Raw genomic sequence first — 15,915 nt, 5'->3', positions numbered from 1 at the left:
CCGGCGGCGGCCCCGACCGGGCTCACCGGGCGGCCCGGCCTCGCACGCGCCACGATGGGCTCGGTCGCGAGGGACGGAGGAACCGTGGACGACGCGCGTGAGTTCGACGTGGTGGTGCTGGGTGCGGGGGCGGTGGGCGAGAACGTCGCCGACCGCGCGTCGCGGACCGGGCTGGACGTGGCGGTGGTCGAGGGCGCCCTGGTGGGCGGCGAGTGCTCCTACTGGGCGTGCATGCCGTCGAAGGCGCTGCTGCGGCCCGGTGACGCGCTCGCGGCCGCCCGGGCCGTGCCGGGTGCCGACACCGCCGTGACCGGGCCCGTCGACGTGAGCGCCGTCCTCGCGCGGCGTGACGAGGTCGCCGCGCACTGGGACGACGCCGGGCAGGTCGCGTGGGTCGAGGGCGCCGGGCTCACGCTGCTGCGCGGGCACGCGCGGTTCGCCGGGCCGCGTCGGCTCGTCGTCACGACGTCCGACGGCGACGTCACCGTGACCGCCCGGCGCGCGGTCGTGGTGGCGACGGGCTCGGTCGCCGCGGTGCCCGCGGCGCTGCGCGACGTCCGGCCCTGGACGAGCCGCGAGGCCACGTCCGCGCACGTCGTGCCGCGGCGGCTCGCGGTGGTCGGCGGCGGTGTCGTGGCGACCGAGATGGCCACGGCGTTCGCCGACCTCGGCGCCGAGGTGACGGTGCTCGTGCGCGGCGACCGGCTGCTGCCGTCCGCCGAGCCGTTCGCGGGCGAGGCCGTGCTGCGCAGCCTCGTCGACCGCGGTGTGCGGGTGTCCCTCGGCGCGCAGGTGACGTCCGCGTCGCGCGACGACGACGGCGTGCACCTCGTGGTCGAGCGAGTGACCGGCGACGACGACGGGGTCGGCGCCGCCGCGCCCGAGACCCTCACGGTCGACGAGGTGCTGGCGGCCACGGGCCGACGCCCCGCGACGGAGGACCTGGGCCTGGAGGCTCTCGGGCTGCGGCCCGGTGACGCGCTTCCTGTCGACGACGCGCTCGCGGTGCGGGGCGTCGACGGCGGGTGGCTGTTCGCGGCCGGCGACGTCACGGGCCGCACGGCCACCACCCACCAGGGCAAGTACGACGCGCGGGTCGTCGGCGACGTCGTGGCGGCACGGTTCGACCCGCGGCCCACCACGGACGTCGACGACGCCGCGGTCGCCGGCGGTGAGCCGCTGTCCCGCGCGGCGGAGGCCGAGGCGGGCGACTGGAGCCGGTACCGCGCGACCGCCGACCACGCCGCCGTCCCGCAGGTGGTCTTCACCCGGCCGCAGGTGGCGTGGGTCGGGCGCACGCAGGCGCAGGCGCGGGACGCCGGGCTCGACGTCGCCGTCGTCGGCTACGAGCTCGGCGACCTTGCGGGCGCGACGGTGACGGCGGCCGACTACCGCGGGCGGGCGCAGATCGTCGTGGACCGCGCGCGCGACGTGGTCGTCGGGGCCACGTTCGTGGGGCCGGACGTCGCGGACATGCTGCACGCCGCGACCGTCGCGGTCGTGGGGGAGGTGCCGCTGTCGCGGCTGTGGCACGCGGTGCCGTCCTACCCGACCCTCAGCGAGGTGTGGCTGCGCCTGCTGGAGACCGCGGGCCGCTGACGCGCTCCGCCCCCGCCGGGGTCCGGAGACGCCGACGGCGCGGCACCGCGGTGAGCGGTGCTGCGCCGTCGGGCGTGCTCGGTGTCAGGCGTCCGACGCGAGCGACCCGTCCGACGAGGTCACGAGCCCGAGCGTCGCGTCGCCCTGGCGCACGGCCTGGCCGATGAGGGCGAAGTCGAACGACTTGAACTCGCCGATCTCGAGGCCGTAGGTGTCCTCGAGGCCGATCTGGCAGAACGGGCGCTCGGGGCACTCGGGCGGGCCCGCGAGGACGATGCCGCCGCACGCCGCCGCGAGGTCGGACAGGGTCGTGAGGTCGTGCTCCTGCGCGAACTCGGCCGTGACGGCGAACGCGTTCTGGTCCTGCGCGGCGGACGCCTCGCCGACGACGAGCCCGCTCTGCTCGGCGAGCGGCGTGAGCGCCGCGACCGTCTCGTCGACGTCGCTCGACGCGACCGACGGCGCGTCGGCGCCGTTGACCTGGCCGTTCAGGAACGTCGCGAGCGTCGCGGCGTACTCGGGCACGACCGCGAGCTCGCCGGACTGCAGCGCGGGCAGGTACGTCTCGCGCGCGCCGATGGTCTGCGCCTGCGCGTCGAACCCGGCGCTGCGCAGCACGGCCGCGTAGATCTCGGCGAGCGTGATGCTCTCGGAGAAGTTCGCGGCACCGACCGTGAGGCTCGTGCCCGTGCCCACGGACGTGTCGGTCGCGGCGAGCCCGTTGTCGGCGACGTACTCGGTCGCGACCTCGCTCGACGTGCGGCGGTCCACGTCGACGGCCTTGTTCAGGGCGATGAGCCCGTCGGTGTCCATCGACGCCGAGACCTTGTCGAGCAGCTCGAGGACCTGCGGGTGGTCGGCCGCGACCTGCGCGTTGACGGCCGGGATGACGTTGTCGGCGTTCTGCAGGCCCTTGTCGTCCTTCAGCACGACGAGGCTCTCGCCCGCGACGGGTTCGCAGGTGGCGAGGCCGGAGCTGCTGGTGGGCTGGCTGGCCGCCTGGCCGCCGCCCGATCCGGGCGTGCCGCACGCGCCGAGCGCGAGGGTCGCGACGGCGAGGACGCCGAGCGTGCGGGTGCGCTGGCTGATGCGCATGGGGTTCTCCTGTCGTGGCGGTGCGACCGCAGGGGATGGCCCGTGCGGTGGTCGGCCGGGTGCGGGGACCCGGTCCGGTGGGCTGGTCATGGCGCGGGTGCCGCACCGTTCGACGCGGCACCATTCGATCCGGTGGCCGGGGGCGCGGCAACCGGAGCGCGGCGCCGCCGGGGCGCGGAGGTGCGGGCGGCGGCGCGGGAGTCGGCCGCCGCGGCGCGGTCCAGCGCGCGCAGGCCGCACGGCGCGACGCCGCGCTCGGCGAGCGCGAGCAGCCCCTCGACGGCGAGGCAGAGCCCGGCCACGAGGATGCCGCCCGCGAGCGCCTGCCCGTAGCGCTGCGTCGCGAAGCCGGTCACCACGATCGTGCCCAGGCTGGTGCCGCCGACGAGGGCCGCGAGCGGCACGGTGGCGAGCACCTGCACGGCTCCCGTGCGGATCCCGGCCGCGATCAGGGGCGTCGCGAGCGGCATCTCCACGCTCCACAGCACGCGCGCGCCCGACATGCCCAGGCCCCGCGCGGCGTCGCGCACGTCGTCGTCCACGCCGCCCACGCCGGTCACCGCGTTGGCGAGGATCGGCGGCACCGCGAACACGGCGCACGCGATCGCGGTGGCGACGTTGCCGAACCAGCCGCTCGCGGCGAGCAGCGTCAGCAGCGCGAGCGTGGGCAGCGCGCGCGTCGTGTTGGCCACGACGACGCCGACGGTCGCGCCACGGCGGCGGTGCCCGAGCCACAGGCCGGCGGGCAGCGCGACGAGCAGCGCGAGCCCGACCGCGGCGGCGGAGACGAGCAGGTGCGCGCTCGCCAGCTCGAGCACGCCGCGGCGCCCGGTCCAGTTGAGGGGGTCGTTGAGCCAGCGGAAGGCCTCGCTCAGGATGTCCACGCGGCCTCCTCGTGCGGTCCGGCGCCGTCGAGGCGGCCCGCGGCGTCGCTCGTCGGCCTGCCGCGGCGCCGGGCCGACGTGCGGCGCCACGGCGTGAGCAGGCGCCCGACGAGCGCGAGCAGCAGGTCCGCGACGAGCGCGAGGACGAGGCACAGCACCGTGGCCGTCATCACCTCGGCGTGGTAGTTGCTGCGGAACCCGCGGAACATCAGCTGACCGAGCCCGCCGTACCCGACGACGACGCCCACGGTCACCAGCGCGACGGTGCTCACGGTCGCGAGCCGCAGCCCGGTGACGATCGCCGGGACGGCCTGCGGCAGCTCGACGCCCAGCAGCAGGCGCCACCGTCCGTAGCCCATGCCGCGCGCGGCGTCCCGCACCGCGGGGTCGACGCCCTGGAGCCCGACCAGCACGTTGCGCACGAGCACGAGCAGCGCGTAGAGGACGAGCCCGATGAGCACCGTGGTGCGCCCGATGCCCGTGTACGGCGCGAGCACCGCGAACAGCGCGAGCGAGGGCACCGTGTACAGCACGCCCGTGCCCGCGAGCACCGGGCCCGCGAGGCGGGGTCGCACGTGCGCGAGCGCCGCGAGGGGCAGCGCGACGATCAGCGCGATGAGCACGGCCTGGAGCGTGAGAGTCGCGTGCTGCTGCGTGTAGCGCAGCACGTCGCCCCCGTTGCGCTCGAGGTAGTCCCACGAGAACCACGGGTTGGCGGCCGCGGCGACCGGTCCGGCGTGCATGGGTGGGAACCTAGCGAGCCCCACCCACACCCGCGCGCCGAGCGCACCGCGGGCCCGGTGCGGACGGCCCGCGCGGAGGCCGCCGCCGCGCGGCTGTCGGAGCGGCCCGCTAGCGTCACGTGCCGTGAGCACCGACGTGGCCATCCGGTTCGACGCCGTCCGCAAGGAGTACGCGGGCGCCGTGGCCGTCGACGACCTCTCGCTGTCCGTGCGGCGCGGCGAGCTGCTGGTGCTGGTCGGCCCGTCGGGCTGCGGCAAGTCGACGACGCTGCGCATGGCGAACCGCCTCGTCGAGCCGTCGGGGGGCCGCATCCTGCTGGGCGACGAGGACGTCACCGACGTCGACCCCGTCGCGCTGCGCCGCCGCATCGGCTACGTCATCCAGAACGTCGGGCTGTTCCCGCACCGCACGGTCGCGCAGAACGTCGCGACGGTGCCCGGGCTCCTGGGGTGGGACCGGCGGCGCACGCGCGAGCGCGTCGACGAGCTGCTCACGCTCGTGGGCCTCGACCCGGCGCGGTACGCGGCACGCTGGCCGCACGAGCTGTCGGGCGGCGAGCGCCAGCGCGTCGGCGTCGCGCGTGCGCTCGCGACCGACCCGCCCGTGCTGCTCATGGACGAGCCGTTCGGCGCGGTCGACCCCGTGGGGCGTGCACGCCTCCAGCACGAGTTCATCCGGCTGCAGCGTGACCTCGGCACGACCGTGATGATGGTCACGCACGACATCGACGAGGCCGTCCGCATGGCGGACAGGGTCGTCGTGCTCAGCCGCGGCGCGCACGTCGAGCAGCTCGCGTCGCCGCTCGAGGTCGTCGCGCGGCCCGCGTCGCCCGCGGTGGCCGACCTCGTCGGCCGCGGCCGCACCGCGCGGCTCCTCGCCCTCGGGCGCCTCGAGCGGTCCGACCTCGACGACGTCGCCGACGCGCCCGTCGCCGCGGGCGCACCGGTCCGCCTCGGCAGCGAGCTCGGCGACCTCGTCTCCGCGCTCACCGAGACGACCGGGGCCGCGCCGGACGGCGCCCTGCCCGTCGTCGACGACGACGGTCGCACCGTCGGGCGTGCGAGCGCCGCGACCGTGGTGCGCGCGCTGCGCCGCCTGACGGCGCAGGACCCCGAGCCGGCGGACCGCACCGCCTGAGGCGCGCGGCGCTCGTGACGGGCGGTGTGCACGTCCCCTGGCGGTCACACGACGGGAGCACGTGCGTCACACGCCGTGGGTAAGGTGCCTGACGTGAGCGAACCCACCGCACGTCTCGCCCTCGCCACCTGCGCCGAGCTGCCCGACCTCGACCCCGACGACCTGCCGCTGCGCGCCGCGCTCGCCGACCGCGGCGTCGCGACGGACGTCGTGGTGTGGGACGACCCGACCGTGGACTGGGCGGCGTACCCGCACGTGCTGATCCGCTCCACGTGGGACTACACCGACCGGCCGACGCAGTTCTCGGACTGGACGCGGCGCGTCGAGCGGACCTCGACGCTGCTCAACCCGGCCGACGTCGTGACGTGGAACATCGACAAGACCTACCTGCGCGACCTCGAGCAGCGGGGCATCCCGATCGTCCCGACGATCTGGCTCGACCCCGAGCGCAACCTCGACGCCCGGGCGATCCACACGCGGTTCCCGGCGTTCGGCGACTTCGTCATCAAGCCGACGGTCAGCGCGGGCTCGCGCGACACCGGCCGGTACGACGCGGGTGTCACGCCGTCGCGGTCGCTCGCGATCACGCACGCGAAGAACCTCCTCGCGGTCGGCCGGCGGGTCATGCTGCAGCGCTACCTCACGAACGTCGACACGCAGGGCGAGACCGCGCTGGTCTACGTCGACGGCGAGTTCAGCCACTCCGTCCGCAAGGGCCCGCTGCTCGAAGGGCCGTACCGCGCGGGGGACCAGGAGGGCGTGCTGTTCCGCGAGGAGGTCATGGCCGCGCGCGAGGCCACGCCCGAGGAGCGCGAGGTCGGCGACCGGGTCGTCGCGGAGCTCGCGCGCGTGTTCCCGGACCGGGCGCCGCTGCTGTACACGCGCGTCGACCTCATCCCCGACGACGAGGACGCGCCCGTCGTCCTCGAGGTCGAGCTCGCCGAGCCGTCGTTGTTCTTCGAGCACTCGCCGGGTGCCGCGGAGCGGTTCGCGGAGGCGGTCGCGCGGCGGCTGTGACGCGCGCCGCACCGCCTCGCCGCCCCGCGCGCGGGATCGGATGACGGCGTGGGCGCTCGCACCCGCTACACTCGTCGTCGGCCCGCCGCGCGCGACGGGTCCGGTCCCGTTGTCCGGCTCGCTCGCGAGCCCGGTCCGGTGGGCACCGTGGTGGCTATAGCTCAGTAGGTAGAGCACCTGGTTGTGGTCCAGGGGGTCGCGGGTTCAAGTCCCGTTAGCCACCCCAGCACGAAGGGCGCCGGTCCGAGGACCGGCGCCCTTCGGCGTACCCGGGGTCGGGCGCGGGCTCAGGCGCCCGGCAGCACGCCCCGCTTGACGGACGTCGCGACGACCTCGGCCGCGACCTTGCGGGCCTGCGCCGAGTCGGGCCCGGGCTGCGCGGGCAGGAGCGCCGCGCGGTAGTAGCGCAGCTCGTCGATGCTCTCGAGGATGTCGGCCAGCGCGCGGTGGCCGCCCTTCTTCTCCGGCGCCGCGAAGTACACGCGGGGGTACCACCGGCGCGCGAGCTCCTTGATCGACGACACGTCGACGATCCGGTAGTGCAGGTGCCCGACGAGGTCGGGCATGTCGCGGTCGAGGAAGGCCTTGTCGGTGCCCACCGAGTTGCCGGCGAGCGGGGCCTTGCCCGGGTCGGGCACCCACGCGCGCACGTACTCGAGCACCTGCGCCTGCGCCTCCTCGAGCGTCACGCCGTGCTCGAGCTCGGGCAGCAGGCCCGACGTGGTGTGCATGGTCCGCACGAAGTCACCCATCTGCTCGAGCGCGCCGGGCGGCGGCTTGACGATGACGTCGACGCCCTCGCCGAGCACGGTGAGCTCGGAGTCCGTGACCACGGCGGCCACCTCGACGAGCGCGTCGTGCACGAGGTCGAGGCCGGTCATCTCGCAGTCGACCCACACGATGCGGTCGGAGCTGGCGTGCCCTCCTCCCGTCGTGGTGGGGGAGGCGGGGGCGGGGCTCGTCACGTCGTCGTCGGTGCTGCTCACGTGAGCAAGCCTAGGACCCGCGGCGCTCAGGCGGCGTCGGACGGGTCGGGGCGGTGCGTCCCGGGGGTCGTGCGCGGTGCTGCGGCGGGCGGCGGGGCCGGCACGGTGCGCGCGAGCGCGGCGGCGGCGGTGACCACGGCGGCGGTGCCGAGTCCCGTCAGGCGGGCGGACGCGGCGGACGTGCCGGCCCAGAGCGTTGCACCGAGCGCGACCCCGCCGGCAAGGCAGCCGAGCGCGAGGTGCCCGGCCCAGCGCAGCGCGACTGCCGCGAGGCGTCGCGGCCAGGGCGGGCGAGGGGCCGCGTCACGGCCGGCGTGCCGCCCCATCACGAACGACGCCCGCCCGCTGCGGGGAGGCGGCGGGCGGGCGTGGGCACGCGGTCATCGTGCCATCGGAGCGGTCGCGGCGGGCGCGGTCCGGCGAGCCGGTGCGCCGACGGTGCGACGTGCGCGACGCGCACCGTCGGCGGACCGGGCGGTGCGGTCGCGCAGGCCGGTGCGGCGCGTGCGGGCGTCGGCGAGAGCGGTGCGGCGCAGCCGCTCGTGGTGCTCGTCGAGCGCGGTGTCGTAGACGGTCAGGGGATGCATGGTGTGCTCCTGCGGGCATGCCGAGGCGCACCCCGGTCAGGGGTGTCCTCGTGGTGGATGGGTGCCCCTACTGCACTAGGAGCGGCCCCTCGGTGGCGAGGCATTTGCCGCGCGGTCGCGTCGTGGAAGGATGCGGCCGACCGGCGGCGGGCGTCCGCCCGCCCGGTGCGCGAGGGAGAGGTGACGTGCCGGCGCGACCCGACCCCGCACCGTCCGACCCCGCGCCGGTCGGCGCGCCACCGGTCGACACCGCGCCCGGCCCGCCGGCACCGCGGCGCCGTACGGCCGTCGCTCTCGCCCGCCGGGTGCGGGCCCTCGCTCCGGCGTGGGGGCTGCCGACCGCCGTCGGCGCCCTCGTCGCCGCGCTGTGCACCGTGTACTCGCTCGCGCAGTGGGACGCGTTCGTCGTGAAGTCCTGGGACCTGGGGATCTTCACGCAGCTCGCGGCCCGCTACGCCCACCTCGAGGCGCCCGTCGTCCACGTCAAGGGACCCGACTACCACCTGCTGGGCGACCACTTCCACCCGCTGCTGGTGCTGCTGGGGCCCGTGTACGCCGCGTTCCCGTCGGCGCTCACGCTGCTGGTCGTGCAGAACGTCCTGCTCGGGGTCGCGGCCGCGGTCGTCACGCGCGCCGCGGTGCCGCTGCTCGGGCAGGTCGTCGGCGGGCTCGTCGGGCTCGCCTTCGGGCTGAGCTGGGGGCTGCAGTACGCGGTCGAGGCGCAGTTCCACGAGATCGCGTTCGCGGTGCCGCTGCTGGCCGTCGCGCTCGCGGCCGTGCTGCGCGAGCGGTGGCGCACGGCCGTCGTCGCCGGTGCGCTGCTCGTGCTGGTCAAGGAGGACCTGGGACTGACGACGGCCGTGCTGGGCCTGCTGGTCGCCTGGCGTGCGCGGCGCGCGTCGTACCTGTGGCTGTCGGCGTGGGGCGTCGGCGCGTTCGTGCTCGCGACGCGCGTCGTGCTGCCCGCGCTCAACCCCGCCGGCGAGTGGGCCTACGGGTCGCGGCTCGACGTGCTGGCGGCCCTGTCGGACCCGCTCGCGCTGTACGCGCCCGCCAAGGCGTACACGCTCTGGCTGCTGGTGGTCGTGACGGGCGGGATCGCGCTGCGGTCGCCGTTCGTGCTGGTCGCCGGCCCGACGCTCGCGTGGCGCTTCCTGTCCGCCGAGCCCGGCTACTGGGCGCCGACCTGGCACTACAGCGCCGTGCTCATGCCGATCGCGTACCTCGCGATGCTCGACGGGATCGACCGCGCCCGCCGCGGCCGGGTGGGGTGGTTGCGCCGGTACGCGCGGTACGCGCCGGCGGTCGGGCTCACGGCGACGCTCGTGCTGCTGCCGCAGTGGCCCCTGTGGCAGCTGACGAACCCCGGCCTGCACTTCGCGGCGCCGCGCGCCGACGCCGCCCGGGCGACGCTCGCGGCGGTCCCCGACGGGGTGGTCGTCGAGACCGACGTCGGCCTCATGTCGTACCTCGTCGACCGCACCGACGTGTACTACCTCGGCAACCGCAACCCCGTGCCCGACTACCTCGTCATCGACCGCGTCGGCGGCGGCACGCCCCAGGAGTGGGGCGACGTCCTGCAGGTCGCGCGGCTGCTGCACCCCGACGCGACGTTCGAGGTCGTGCACGTGCAGGACGGGTACGAGGTCGCCCGCGCGGTCGGGTGACGGCCCGCGGCGACCACGGCGCCCCCGGCAGGACTCGAACCTGCAACCGACGGATTAGAAGGCCGTTGCTCTATCCATTGAGCTACGGGGGCTGGTGCTCCCCAGCCTAGTGGTGGGGCTCGCGGCGGCCGTCGTGAGGTCGCGGCGCGCGCCTCGGCCCCCGCGGGTGTGACGAGTCCGTGGCGTGTCACCCGCGTGCCGCGTTTGGCCTGGTCAGATGTGGCACCGACAATGGTGCCGTGAGTGCGCAGCCCGGGACCGAGCCTGCGCGGGCGCCCGCGCCCGCGTCGGGCCGCGTCGCGCCCTCCTCGCCGGGCTGGGCCGCGTCCCCGGCGGCCGTCGAGATGCTCGCGCGCCCGCTCGCGCAGACGTCGCTGCTCGACGCGGTGCGCGACCTGCGCCGCGACGTCGACGCGACCACGTTCCCGCTGGAGATCCCGGGCGTCGACGCCGCGCGCGGGTCCCGTGCACGGCTCGTCGACCAGCTCGACGAGCACCTCGTGCCGCGTCTGACGGAGCTGTCCGCCCCGGCGGTCGTGGTCGTCGCCGGGTCGACCGGCGCCGGCAAGTCGACGCTGGTCAACTCGCTGGTCGGCCAGGAGGTGACCGCGGCGGGCGTGCTGCGCCCCACGACGCGCCAGCCCGTGCTGGTGCACCACCCGCTGGACACGGACCTGCTGTCGCACCACCCGGTGCTCGCGGAGGTCGAGGCGGTCGCGGTCGACACCGTGCCGCGCGGCATCGCGATCCTCGACGCGCCCGACCTCGACTCGGTGCTGGACTCCAACCGCGACACCGCGCACCGGCTGCTCGAGGCCGCCGACCTGTGGCTGTTCGTCACGACCGCGGCGCGGTACGGCGACGCGCTGCCGTGGCAGGTCCTCGAGGCCGCCGTGGAGCGGTCGACGTCGGTCGCGATGGTCCTCAACCGGGTGCCAGCCGCGTCGCTGCCGACCGTGCGCGGCGACCTGCTGGACCGGCTGCGCGTGCACGGCCTGGCCGGCTCGCCGCTGTTCGTCATCCCCGACGTGGGTCCTCACGCCGGGCCCCTCGTGCCCAGCACGGTCGCACCCGTGCTGCGGTGGCTCACGATGCTGGCCGGCCCGGACCGTGCCCGCACGGTCGTCGCGCGCACGCTGCGCGGGGCCCTGGACGCGCTGCGCCCGTGGGTCGACGAGCTCGCCGAGGCCGTGCAGGACCAGGTGGACGCCGCCGCGCGGATCGCCGAGGTGCTCGACGCCGCGACCGTGGAGCCGTCGGACGCCGCGGCGGACACGGTCGGTGCGGGCGCCGTCGCCGACGGCGCGGTGCGCGCGCGGTGGGCCGAGCTGCGCGCCGCACGGGCCCCGTTCGCGCGGCTCGTCGGCCGCTCGGGCCGCGTGCGGGGCTCCGCGCGCGCCGGGCGGGCACGGTCCGCCGCCGCGGCCCCGATGCTGGCCGACCTCACCGAGTCGGCGACCGCGGTGCTGACGGCGATCGGGCAGCGCGGCGAGGAGACCCTGCGTCACGCGCTCACGGGCCCCGCGGCGCCCGCCGGGGCGGCGTCCGTCCTGGCGCGGTGGCCCGCGCACGACGGCACCCGCGCGGCGGCGGCCGAACGGGCCGCCCGCGCGTGGGTGGGCGAGGGGGCGCGCGCCGTGCGCAGCACGCTCGCCGCGGGCACGGGCGACGCGCGGCGTCGCGAGCAGGTCGCCCGGGCCGTCGGCGAGGACGGGCTGGCGGCGCTCGCGCTCGCGGCCGCGGCGGGCGTCGACGACGCCGCCGAGGTCGCCCGCACGCTCCTCGGCGAGGCCGGCGACACGCTCGTCGTGACGCTGCGCGACGACCTCGTGCGGCGCGCCCGCGCGCAGGTCGACGTCGAGCGCGCGGCGGCGGACGCCGCGCTCGACGACCAGGACCTCGCCGCCGACGCGTCGTCGCGGCTGCGGCTGCGCCTCGCCGTCCTCAAGGGGCTGACGTGAGCGACGACCCGACCACGACCACGGTGCCGACCGTGCCCGGCGACGCGTCGCGGACCGCAGCGCGTCCCGTGCCGGCGGAGGACGCGCCGACCTCGGGCGCCGCACCGGCCGGCGCCGTCCGGGGCGCCGTCACCGCGGAGCTCGAGGAGCGCGTCGCCGCGCTCGGCGGCGCGCTCGCGGCGGGTGGCGACCGGCTCGACCCCGAGGTCGTCGAGCGGGTCGAGGCGACCGTCGAGCGCGTCCGGGAGCGCCTCGCGCTGGGCGTCGACCACACGGTCGTCGCGCTCGCGGGCGGCACGGGCTCGGGCAAGTCGAGCCTCTTCAACGCGGTGAGCGGGCTGCGGTTCGCCGACGTGGGCGTGCGCCGACCGACGACGTCGCGCGTCACGGCCTGCGTGTGGGGCGGTGACGGCGACGACCTGCTCGACTGGATCGGCGTCGACGACGAGCACCGCATCGAGCGCGAGAGCCTGCTCGACGGCGACCGCGAGGCGTCGCTGCGCGGCCTGGTGCTGCTCGACCTGCCGGACCACGACTCGATCGCGCCCGAGCACCGCGACGTCGTCGACCGCGTGCTGCCGCAGGTCGACCTGCTCGTGTGGGTCGTCGACCCGCAGAAGTACGCCGACGACGCGCTGCACTCGGGCTACCTGCGGCGCATGACCGGCCGGGACGCGTCGATGCTGGTGGTGCTCAACCAGGTCGACACGGTGCCCTCGGACGTGCGTGGCGACCTCGTGGCCGACGTGCGGCGCCTGCTCGTCGAGGACGGTCTGCCCGACGTGCGCGTGCACGAGGTGTCGACCGTCACGGGCGAGGGCGTCGCGGAGCTGCGCGACGTGCTCGCCGCGGCGGTCGCGCAGCGGTCGGGCGCTGCCGTGCACGCGGACGCCGAGGTGGCGGACGCGGCGCGGCTCGTGCGCTCGCAGGTCGCGGCGCGGGACCCCGCGCCGGGTGCGCTCGCGCTCGGCGTGGTCGTGGACCGGCTGGCGTCGGCCGCCGGTCTGGCGGCCGTGGGCGCGGCCGTCGCCGCGGCGGTGCGCGGCGGTGCGACGCGTGCCCCCGGGCTGGGTGACGTGCACGCCGACGGTGTCGGTCTGGCGCGCGCGTCGTGGCTGTCCGGCATCACGCAGGGTCTGCCGTCGCGGTGGTCGGCGGACCTGCGCGAGCGGGTCGCGACGACGGCCGAGCTGCGGCTGGCGGTCACGGACGCGCTCGCGCACGTGCCGCTCGCTGTGCGGCGCTCGCGCGCGGCCGACGCGCTGCTCGGGGTCGCCGCCGTGGCGGCGCTCGGCGCGCTCGTCCTCGCGGGTCTGCTGGTCGCGGACGGTGCCGGCGCCGCGGTGCCGTGGGTGCCGACGGGCGTCCTGGTCGGCGCCGCGGTGGCCGCCGCCCTCGTGCTGCTGGTCGCGTCGTCGCTCGTGCGGCGACGTGCGGCGGTGCGGCGTGGCGCGCGGGTCGTGGCGGACGGACGCTCGGCGCTCGAGTCGGTCGCGCGGGTGCGGCTGCTGGCCCCCACGCAGGACGTCCTCGCGGAGCACCGCCAGGTGCGCGAGCTCGCGCAGCGCGCGGGCGCCGGCGACTGAGCGCACGGCCGGTCGCCCCCGCCGGGTGACGCCTCGACGACCCCGCGTCGTCACCCAGCCGACCACGGCCCCGTCACGTGCGACGGCGTCCGCGGCGCGGTCCCCGTGACGCGTGGCGCACCGCCGTGCGCGGCCACGATGGCCGCACACGCCCCGGATCCCCGGGGCCTCGCGGACAGGGGACAGGCATGGGAACGCACACGCAGGACGTGACGGTCGTCGGGTGGGTCGGGTCCGACCTGCGCAGCTACCACCTCGACGGGCTCGGCGGCGTGCCGTACGCGCAGTTCCGGCTCGCGTCGACCCGCCGGGTGGTCGACCGCGAGAACGGCGGCTTCCGCGACGGCCCGACGCTGTGGTTCACGGTGAAGGCCTGGCGCACGGCGGCCACGAACCTCGCGGCGTCGCTGCGCAAGGGCGACCCCGTGGTCGTCGTGGGCCGGCTGGCGCAGTCCGAGTGGGTCGCGCAGGACGGTGCGCCGCGCTCCGAGCTCGTGCTCGAGGCGCTGTCCGTGGGGCACGACCTCACGTTCGGCACGGCGCAGTTCCGGCGCTCCCTGGGCGGCGGCCGGCGGCGCGACGACGAGCCGGGCGCGACCGACGTCACGGGCCTGGGCGAGCGGCCCGCCGTGCTGGCCGACGACCCGTGGGCCGCGGCGGCGGAGCCGACGGCCTCCGACGAGCCGGACGAGGCGGCGGACATGGCCGACGACCTCGTGGGGATCGACGACGCGGCGTCCGACGAGACGCGCGCCGTGCCGGCGCTGGCCGGACGCGCCTGATCGCCTAGGCTGGTGGATCGGCATCCGGCGCCGCCGGCCGGCGCCCGCGCACCCCGACGTCCGTGCACCTCGTGCACGCGGGTGCGCGCGCGTCCCGGCCCGCGGCGCCACCACGACTCACCAGGAGCGGACGAGCACCCAGTGGCTGAGTTCATCTACAGCATGTACAAGGCGCGCAAGGCGCACGGCGACAAGGTCATCCTCGACGACGTCTCCCTCAACTTCCTGCCCGGCGCCAAGATCGGCGTCGTCGGCCCGAACGGTGCGGGCAAGTCGACGATCCTCAAGATCATGGCGGGCCTCGACCAGCCGTCGAACGGCGAGGCCCGGCTGTCGCCCGGCTACACGGTCGGCATCCTGCAGCAGGAGCCGCCGCTGAACGAGGAGAAGACGGTCCTCGGCAACGTCGAGGAGGGCGTCGCCGAGATCAAGGGCAAGCTCGACCGCTACAACGAGATCTCGGCGCTCATGGCCGAGCCGGACGCGGACTTCGACGCGCTGCTCGCCGAGATGGGCCAGCTCCAGGAGGCCATCGACGCGGCCGACGCGTGGGACCTCGACGCCCAGCTCGAGCAGGCGATGGACGCGCTGCGCTGCCCGCCGGCCGACGCCGACGTGAGCGTGCTGTCCGGTGGTGAGCGCCGCCGCGTCGCGCTGTGCAAGCTCCTGCTCGAGAAGCCCGACCTGCTGCTGCTCGACGAGCCCACCAACCACCTCGACGCCGAGTCGGTGCTGTGGCTCGAGCAGCACCTGCAGCAGTACCCGGGCGCGATCCTCGCGGTCACGCACGACCGGTACTTCCTCGACCACGTCGCGGAGTGGATCTGCGAGGTCGACCGCGGCCGCCTCTACCCGTACGAGGGCAACTACTCGACGTACCTGGAGAAGAAGCAGGAGCGTCTGCAGGTCCAGGGCAAGAAGGACGCCAAGCTCGCCAAGCGCCTCAAGGAGGAGCTGGAGTGGGTGCGGTCGAACGCCAAGGGACGCCAGACCAAGTCGAAGTCGCGTCTCGCGCGGTACGAGGAGATGGCGGCCGAGGCCGAGCGGACGCGGAAGCTGGACTTCGAGGAGATCCAGATCCCGCCGGGCCCGCGCCTGGGCAACGTCGTCCTCGAGGCGACCGACCTGCAGAAGGGCTTCGACGGGCGGCAGCTCATCGACGGGCTGAGCTTCACGCTGCCGCGCAACGGCATCGTCGGCGTCATCGGCCCCAACGGCGTCGGCAAGACGACGCTGTTCAAGACGATCGTCGGCCTCGAGCCGCTCGACGCGGGCGACCTGAAGATCGGCGAGACCGTCAAGATCTCGTACGTCGACCAGTCGCGCGGCGGCATCGACCCCAAGAAGACGCTGTTCGAGGTCGTCTCGGACGGGCTCGACTTCCTCAAGGTCGGCAACGTCGAGATCCCGTCGCGCGCGTACGTCGCGTCGTTCGGCTTCAAGGGCCCGGACCAGCAGAAGCCCGCGGGCGTGCTGTCCGGCGGTGAGCGCAACCGCCTCAACCTCGCGCTCACCCTCAAGCAGGGCGGCAACCTCCTGCTGCTCGACGAGCCCACCAACGACCTCGACGTCGAGACGCTCGGCTCGCTCGAGAACGCGCTGCTCGAGTTCCCCGGCTGCGCCGTGGTCGTGTCGCACGACCGGTGGTTCCTCGACCGCGTCGCGACGCACATCCTCGCCTACGAGGGCACCGAGGAGAACCCGGCCAGCTGGTACTGGTTCGAGGGCAACTTCGCCTCCTACGAGGAGAACAAGGTGCAGCGCCTCGGCGCCGACGCGGCACGTCCGCACCGCGTGACGTACCGCAAGCTGCGCCGCGACTGACCGCTCGCCGCCGCGCGGTCGCGGGGACGCCTCACGCGGCGCCGTC

The 15,915-nt window shown here is 76.0% G+C and carries 14 protein-coding genes and 2 tRNA genes; 9 read left to right on the top strand and 7 right to left on the bottom strand.

Going from position 1 to position 15,915, the window contains the following annotated elements; translation table 11 throughout:
• The first annotated feature begins 54 nt into the window (after window positions 1–54).
• The gene (locus E4A51_RS04990; RefSeq protein ID WP_134851179.1) at window positions 55–1,599 is read left to right on the top strand and encodes an NAD(P)/FAD-dependent oxidoreductase; all 1,545 of its coding nucleotides are present in this window, start codon (window positions 55–57) and stop codon (window positions 1,597–1,599) included.
• Window positions 1,600–1,683: 84 nt separating this feature from the next.
• Here the strand turns inward: E4A51_RS04990 and E4A51_RS04985 are convergent, their stop codons facing one another.
• From E4A51_RS04985 to E4A51_RS04975, 3 genes are all read right to left on the bottom strand, one after another.
• Entirely contained in the window at window positions 1,684–2,694 is a 1,011-nt protein-coding gene (locus E4A51_RS04985) for a glycine betaine ABC transporter substrate-binding protein (RefSeq protein WP_046528005.1), read from the bottom strand.
• An 86-nt stretch (window positions 2,695–2,780) separates the two neighbouring features.
• The gene (locus E4A51_RS04980; protein WP_134851036.1) at window positions 2,781–3,578 is read right to left on the bottom strand and encodes an ABC transporter permease; all 798 of its coding nucleotides are present in this window, start codon (window positions 3,576–3,578) and stop codon (window positions 2,781–2,783) included.
• Window positions 3,566–4,321: an ABC transporter permease gene (locus tag E4A51_RS04975; protein WP_134851035.1), complete on the bottom strand. Its 756-nt coding sequence runs from the start codon at window positions 4,319–4,321 to the stop codon at window positions 3,566–3,568. Before E4A51_RS04975 ends, E4A51_RS04980 begins: the two co-directional genes overlap by 13 nt.
• Before the next feature lie 124 nt (window positions 4,322–4,445).
• On the opposite strand from E4A51_RS04975, the gene E4A51_RS04970 reads away from it, so the two are divergent.
• From E4A51_RS04970 to E4A51_RS04960, 3 genes are all read left to right on the top strand, one after another.
• Window positions 4,446–5,459, top strand: coding sequence for an ABC transporter ATP-binding protein (locus E4A51_RS04970; protein ID WP_046528008.1), 1,014 nt, complete (start codon window positions 4,446–4,448; stop codon window positions 5,457–5,459).
• 93 nt (window positions 5,460–5,552) lie between these two features.
• Window positions 5,553–6,476, top strand: a complete 924-nt coding sequence (locus E4A51_RS04965; RefSeq protein ID WP_167748825.1) for a RimK family alpha-L-glutamate ligase — start codon at window positions 5,553–5,555, stop codon at window positions 6,474–6,476.
• Window positions 6,477–6,626: 150 nt separating this feature from the next.
• Window positions 6,627–6,702 (top strand) — tRNA-His (locus tag E4A51_RS04960).
• A gap of 61 nt (window positions 6,703–6,763) precedes the next feature.
• Here E4A51_RS04960 and orn read toward each other — a convergent pair.
• Genes orn through E4A51_RS04945 form a run of 3 tightly spaced genes read right to left on the bottom strand, consistent with a single transcriptional unit; the run spans window position 6,764 to window position 8,049 of the window.
• Entirely contained in the window at window positions 6,764–7,441 is a 678-nt protein-coding gene (orn, locus tag E4A51_RS04955) for an oligoribonuclease (protein ID WP_255430542.1), read from the bottom strand.
• 47 nt (window positions 7,442–7,488) lie between these two features.
• Entirely contained in the window at window positions 7,489–7,788 is a 300-nt protein-coding gene (locus tag E4A51_RS04950; RefSeq protein WP_134851033.1) for a hypothetical protein, read from the bottom strand.
• A gap of 54 nt (window positions 7,789–7,842) precedes the next feature.
• On the bottom strand, window positions 7,843–8,049 hold the full coding sequence (locus E4A51_RS04945) for a hypothetical protein (protein WP_134851032.1): 207 nt from the start codon (window positions 8,047–8,049) through the stop codon (window positions 7,843–7,845).
• Window positions 8,050–8,234: 185 nt separating this feature from the next.
• Here E4A51_RS04945 and E4A51_RS04940 point away from each other — a divergent pair, with 185 nt between their 5' ends.
• Entirely contained in the window at window positions 8,235–9,716 is a 1,482-nt protein-coding gene (locus tag E4A51_RS04940; protein WP_134851031.1) for a DUF2079 domain-containing protein, read from the top strand.
• A gap of 19 nt (window positions 9,717–9,735) precedes the next feature.
• Here E4A51_RS04940 and E4A51_RS04935 read toward each other — a convergent pair.
• Window positions 9,736–9,808: transfer RNA gene (locus tag E4A51_RS04935), tRNA-Arg, on the bottom strand.
• A gap of 147 nt (window positions 9,809–9,955) precedes the next feature.
• Between E4A51_RS04935 and E4A51_RS04930 the strand changes: the two genes are divergently transcribed.
• The 4 genes from E4A51_RS04930 to ettA all read left to right on the top strand — a co-directional run bounded on the left by E4A51_RS04930 (window position 9,956) and on the right by ettA (window position 15,869).
• Window positions 9,956–11,677: a GTPase domain-containing protein gene (locus E4A51_RS04930; RefSeq protein WP_134851030.1), complete on the top strand. Its 1,722-nt coding sequence runs from the start codon at window positions 9,956–9,958 to the stop codon at window positions 11,675–11,677.
• Entirely contained in the window at window positions 11,674–13,263 is a 1,590-nt protein-coding gene (locus tag E4A51_RS04925; protein WP_070320851.1) for a GTPase, read from the top strand. Before E4A51_RS04930 ends, E4A51_RS04925 begins: the two co-directional genes overlap by 4 nt.
• 188 nt (window positions 13,264–13,451) lie before the next feature.
• Complete coding sequence (locus E4A51_RS04920) at window positions 13,452–14,045, top strand: single-stranded DNA-binding protein (protein ID WP_134851029.1); 594 nt, start codon at window positions 13,452–13,454, stop codon at window positions 14,043–14,045.
• A 141-nt stretch (window positions 14,046–14,186) separates the two neighbouring features.
• Window positions 14,187–15,869, top strand: a complete 1,683-nt coding sequence (gene ettA, locus E4A51_RS04915; protein ID WP_046528014.1) for an energy-dependent translational throttle protein EttA — start codon at window positions 14,187–14,189, stop codon at window positions 15,867–15,869.
• The last annotated feature ends 46 nt before the right edge of the window (window positions 15,870–15,915 follow it).

This window comes from Cellulomonas sp. HD19AZ1, assembly GCF_004535805.1.
Classification (GTDB): Bacteria; Actinomycetota; Actinomycetes; order Actinomycetales; family Cellulomonadaceae; genus Cellulomonas; species Cellulomonas iranensis.
Note: the sequence above shows the minus strand (reverse complement) of the source record. Positions and strands in the feature narration are given on the sequence as shown.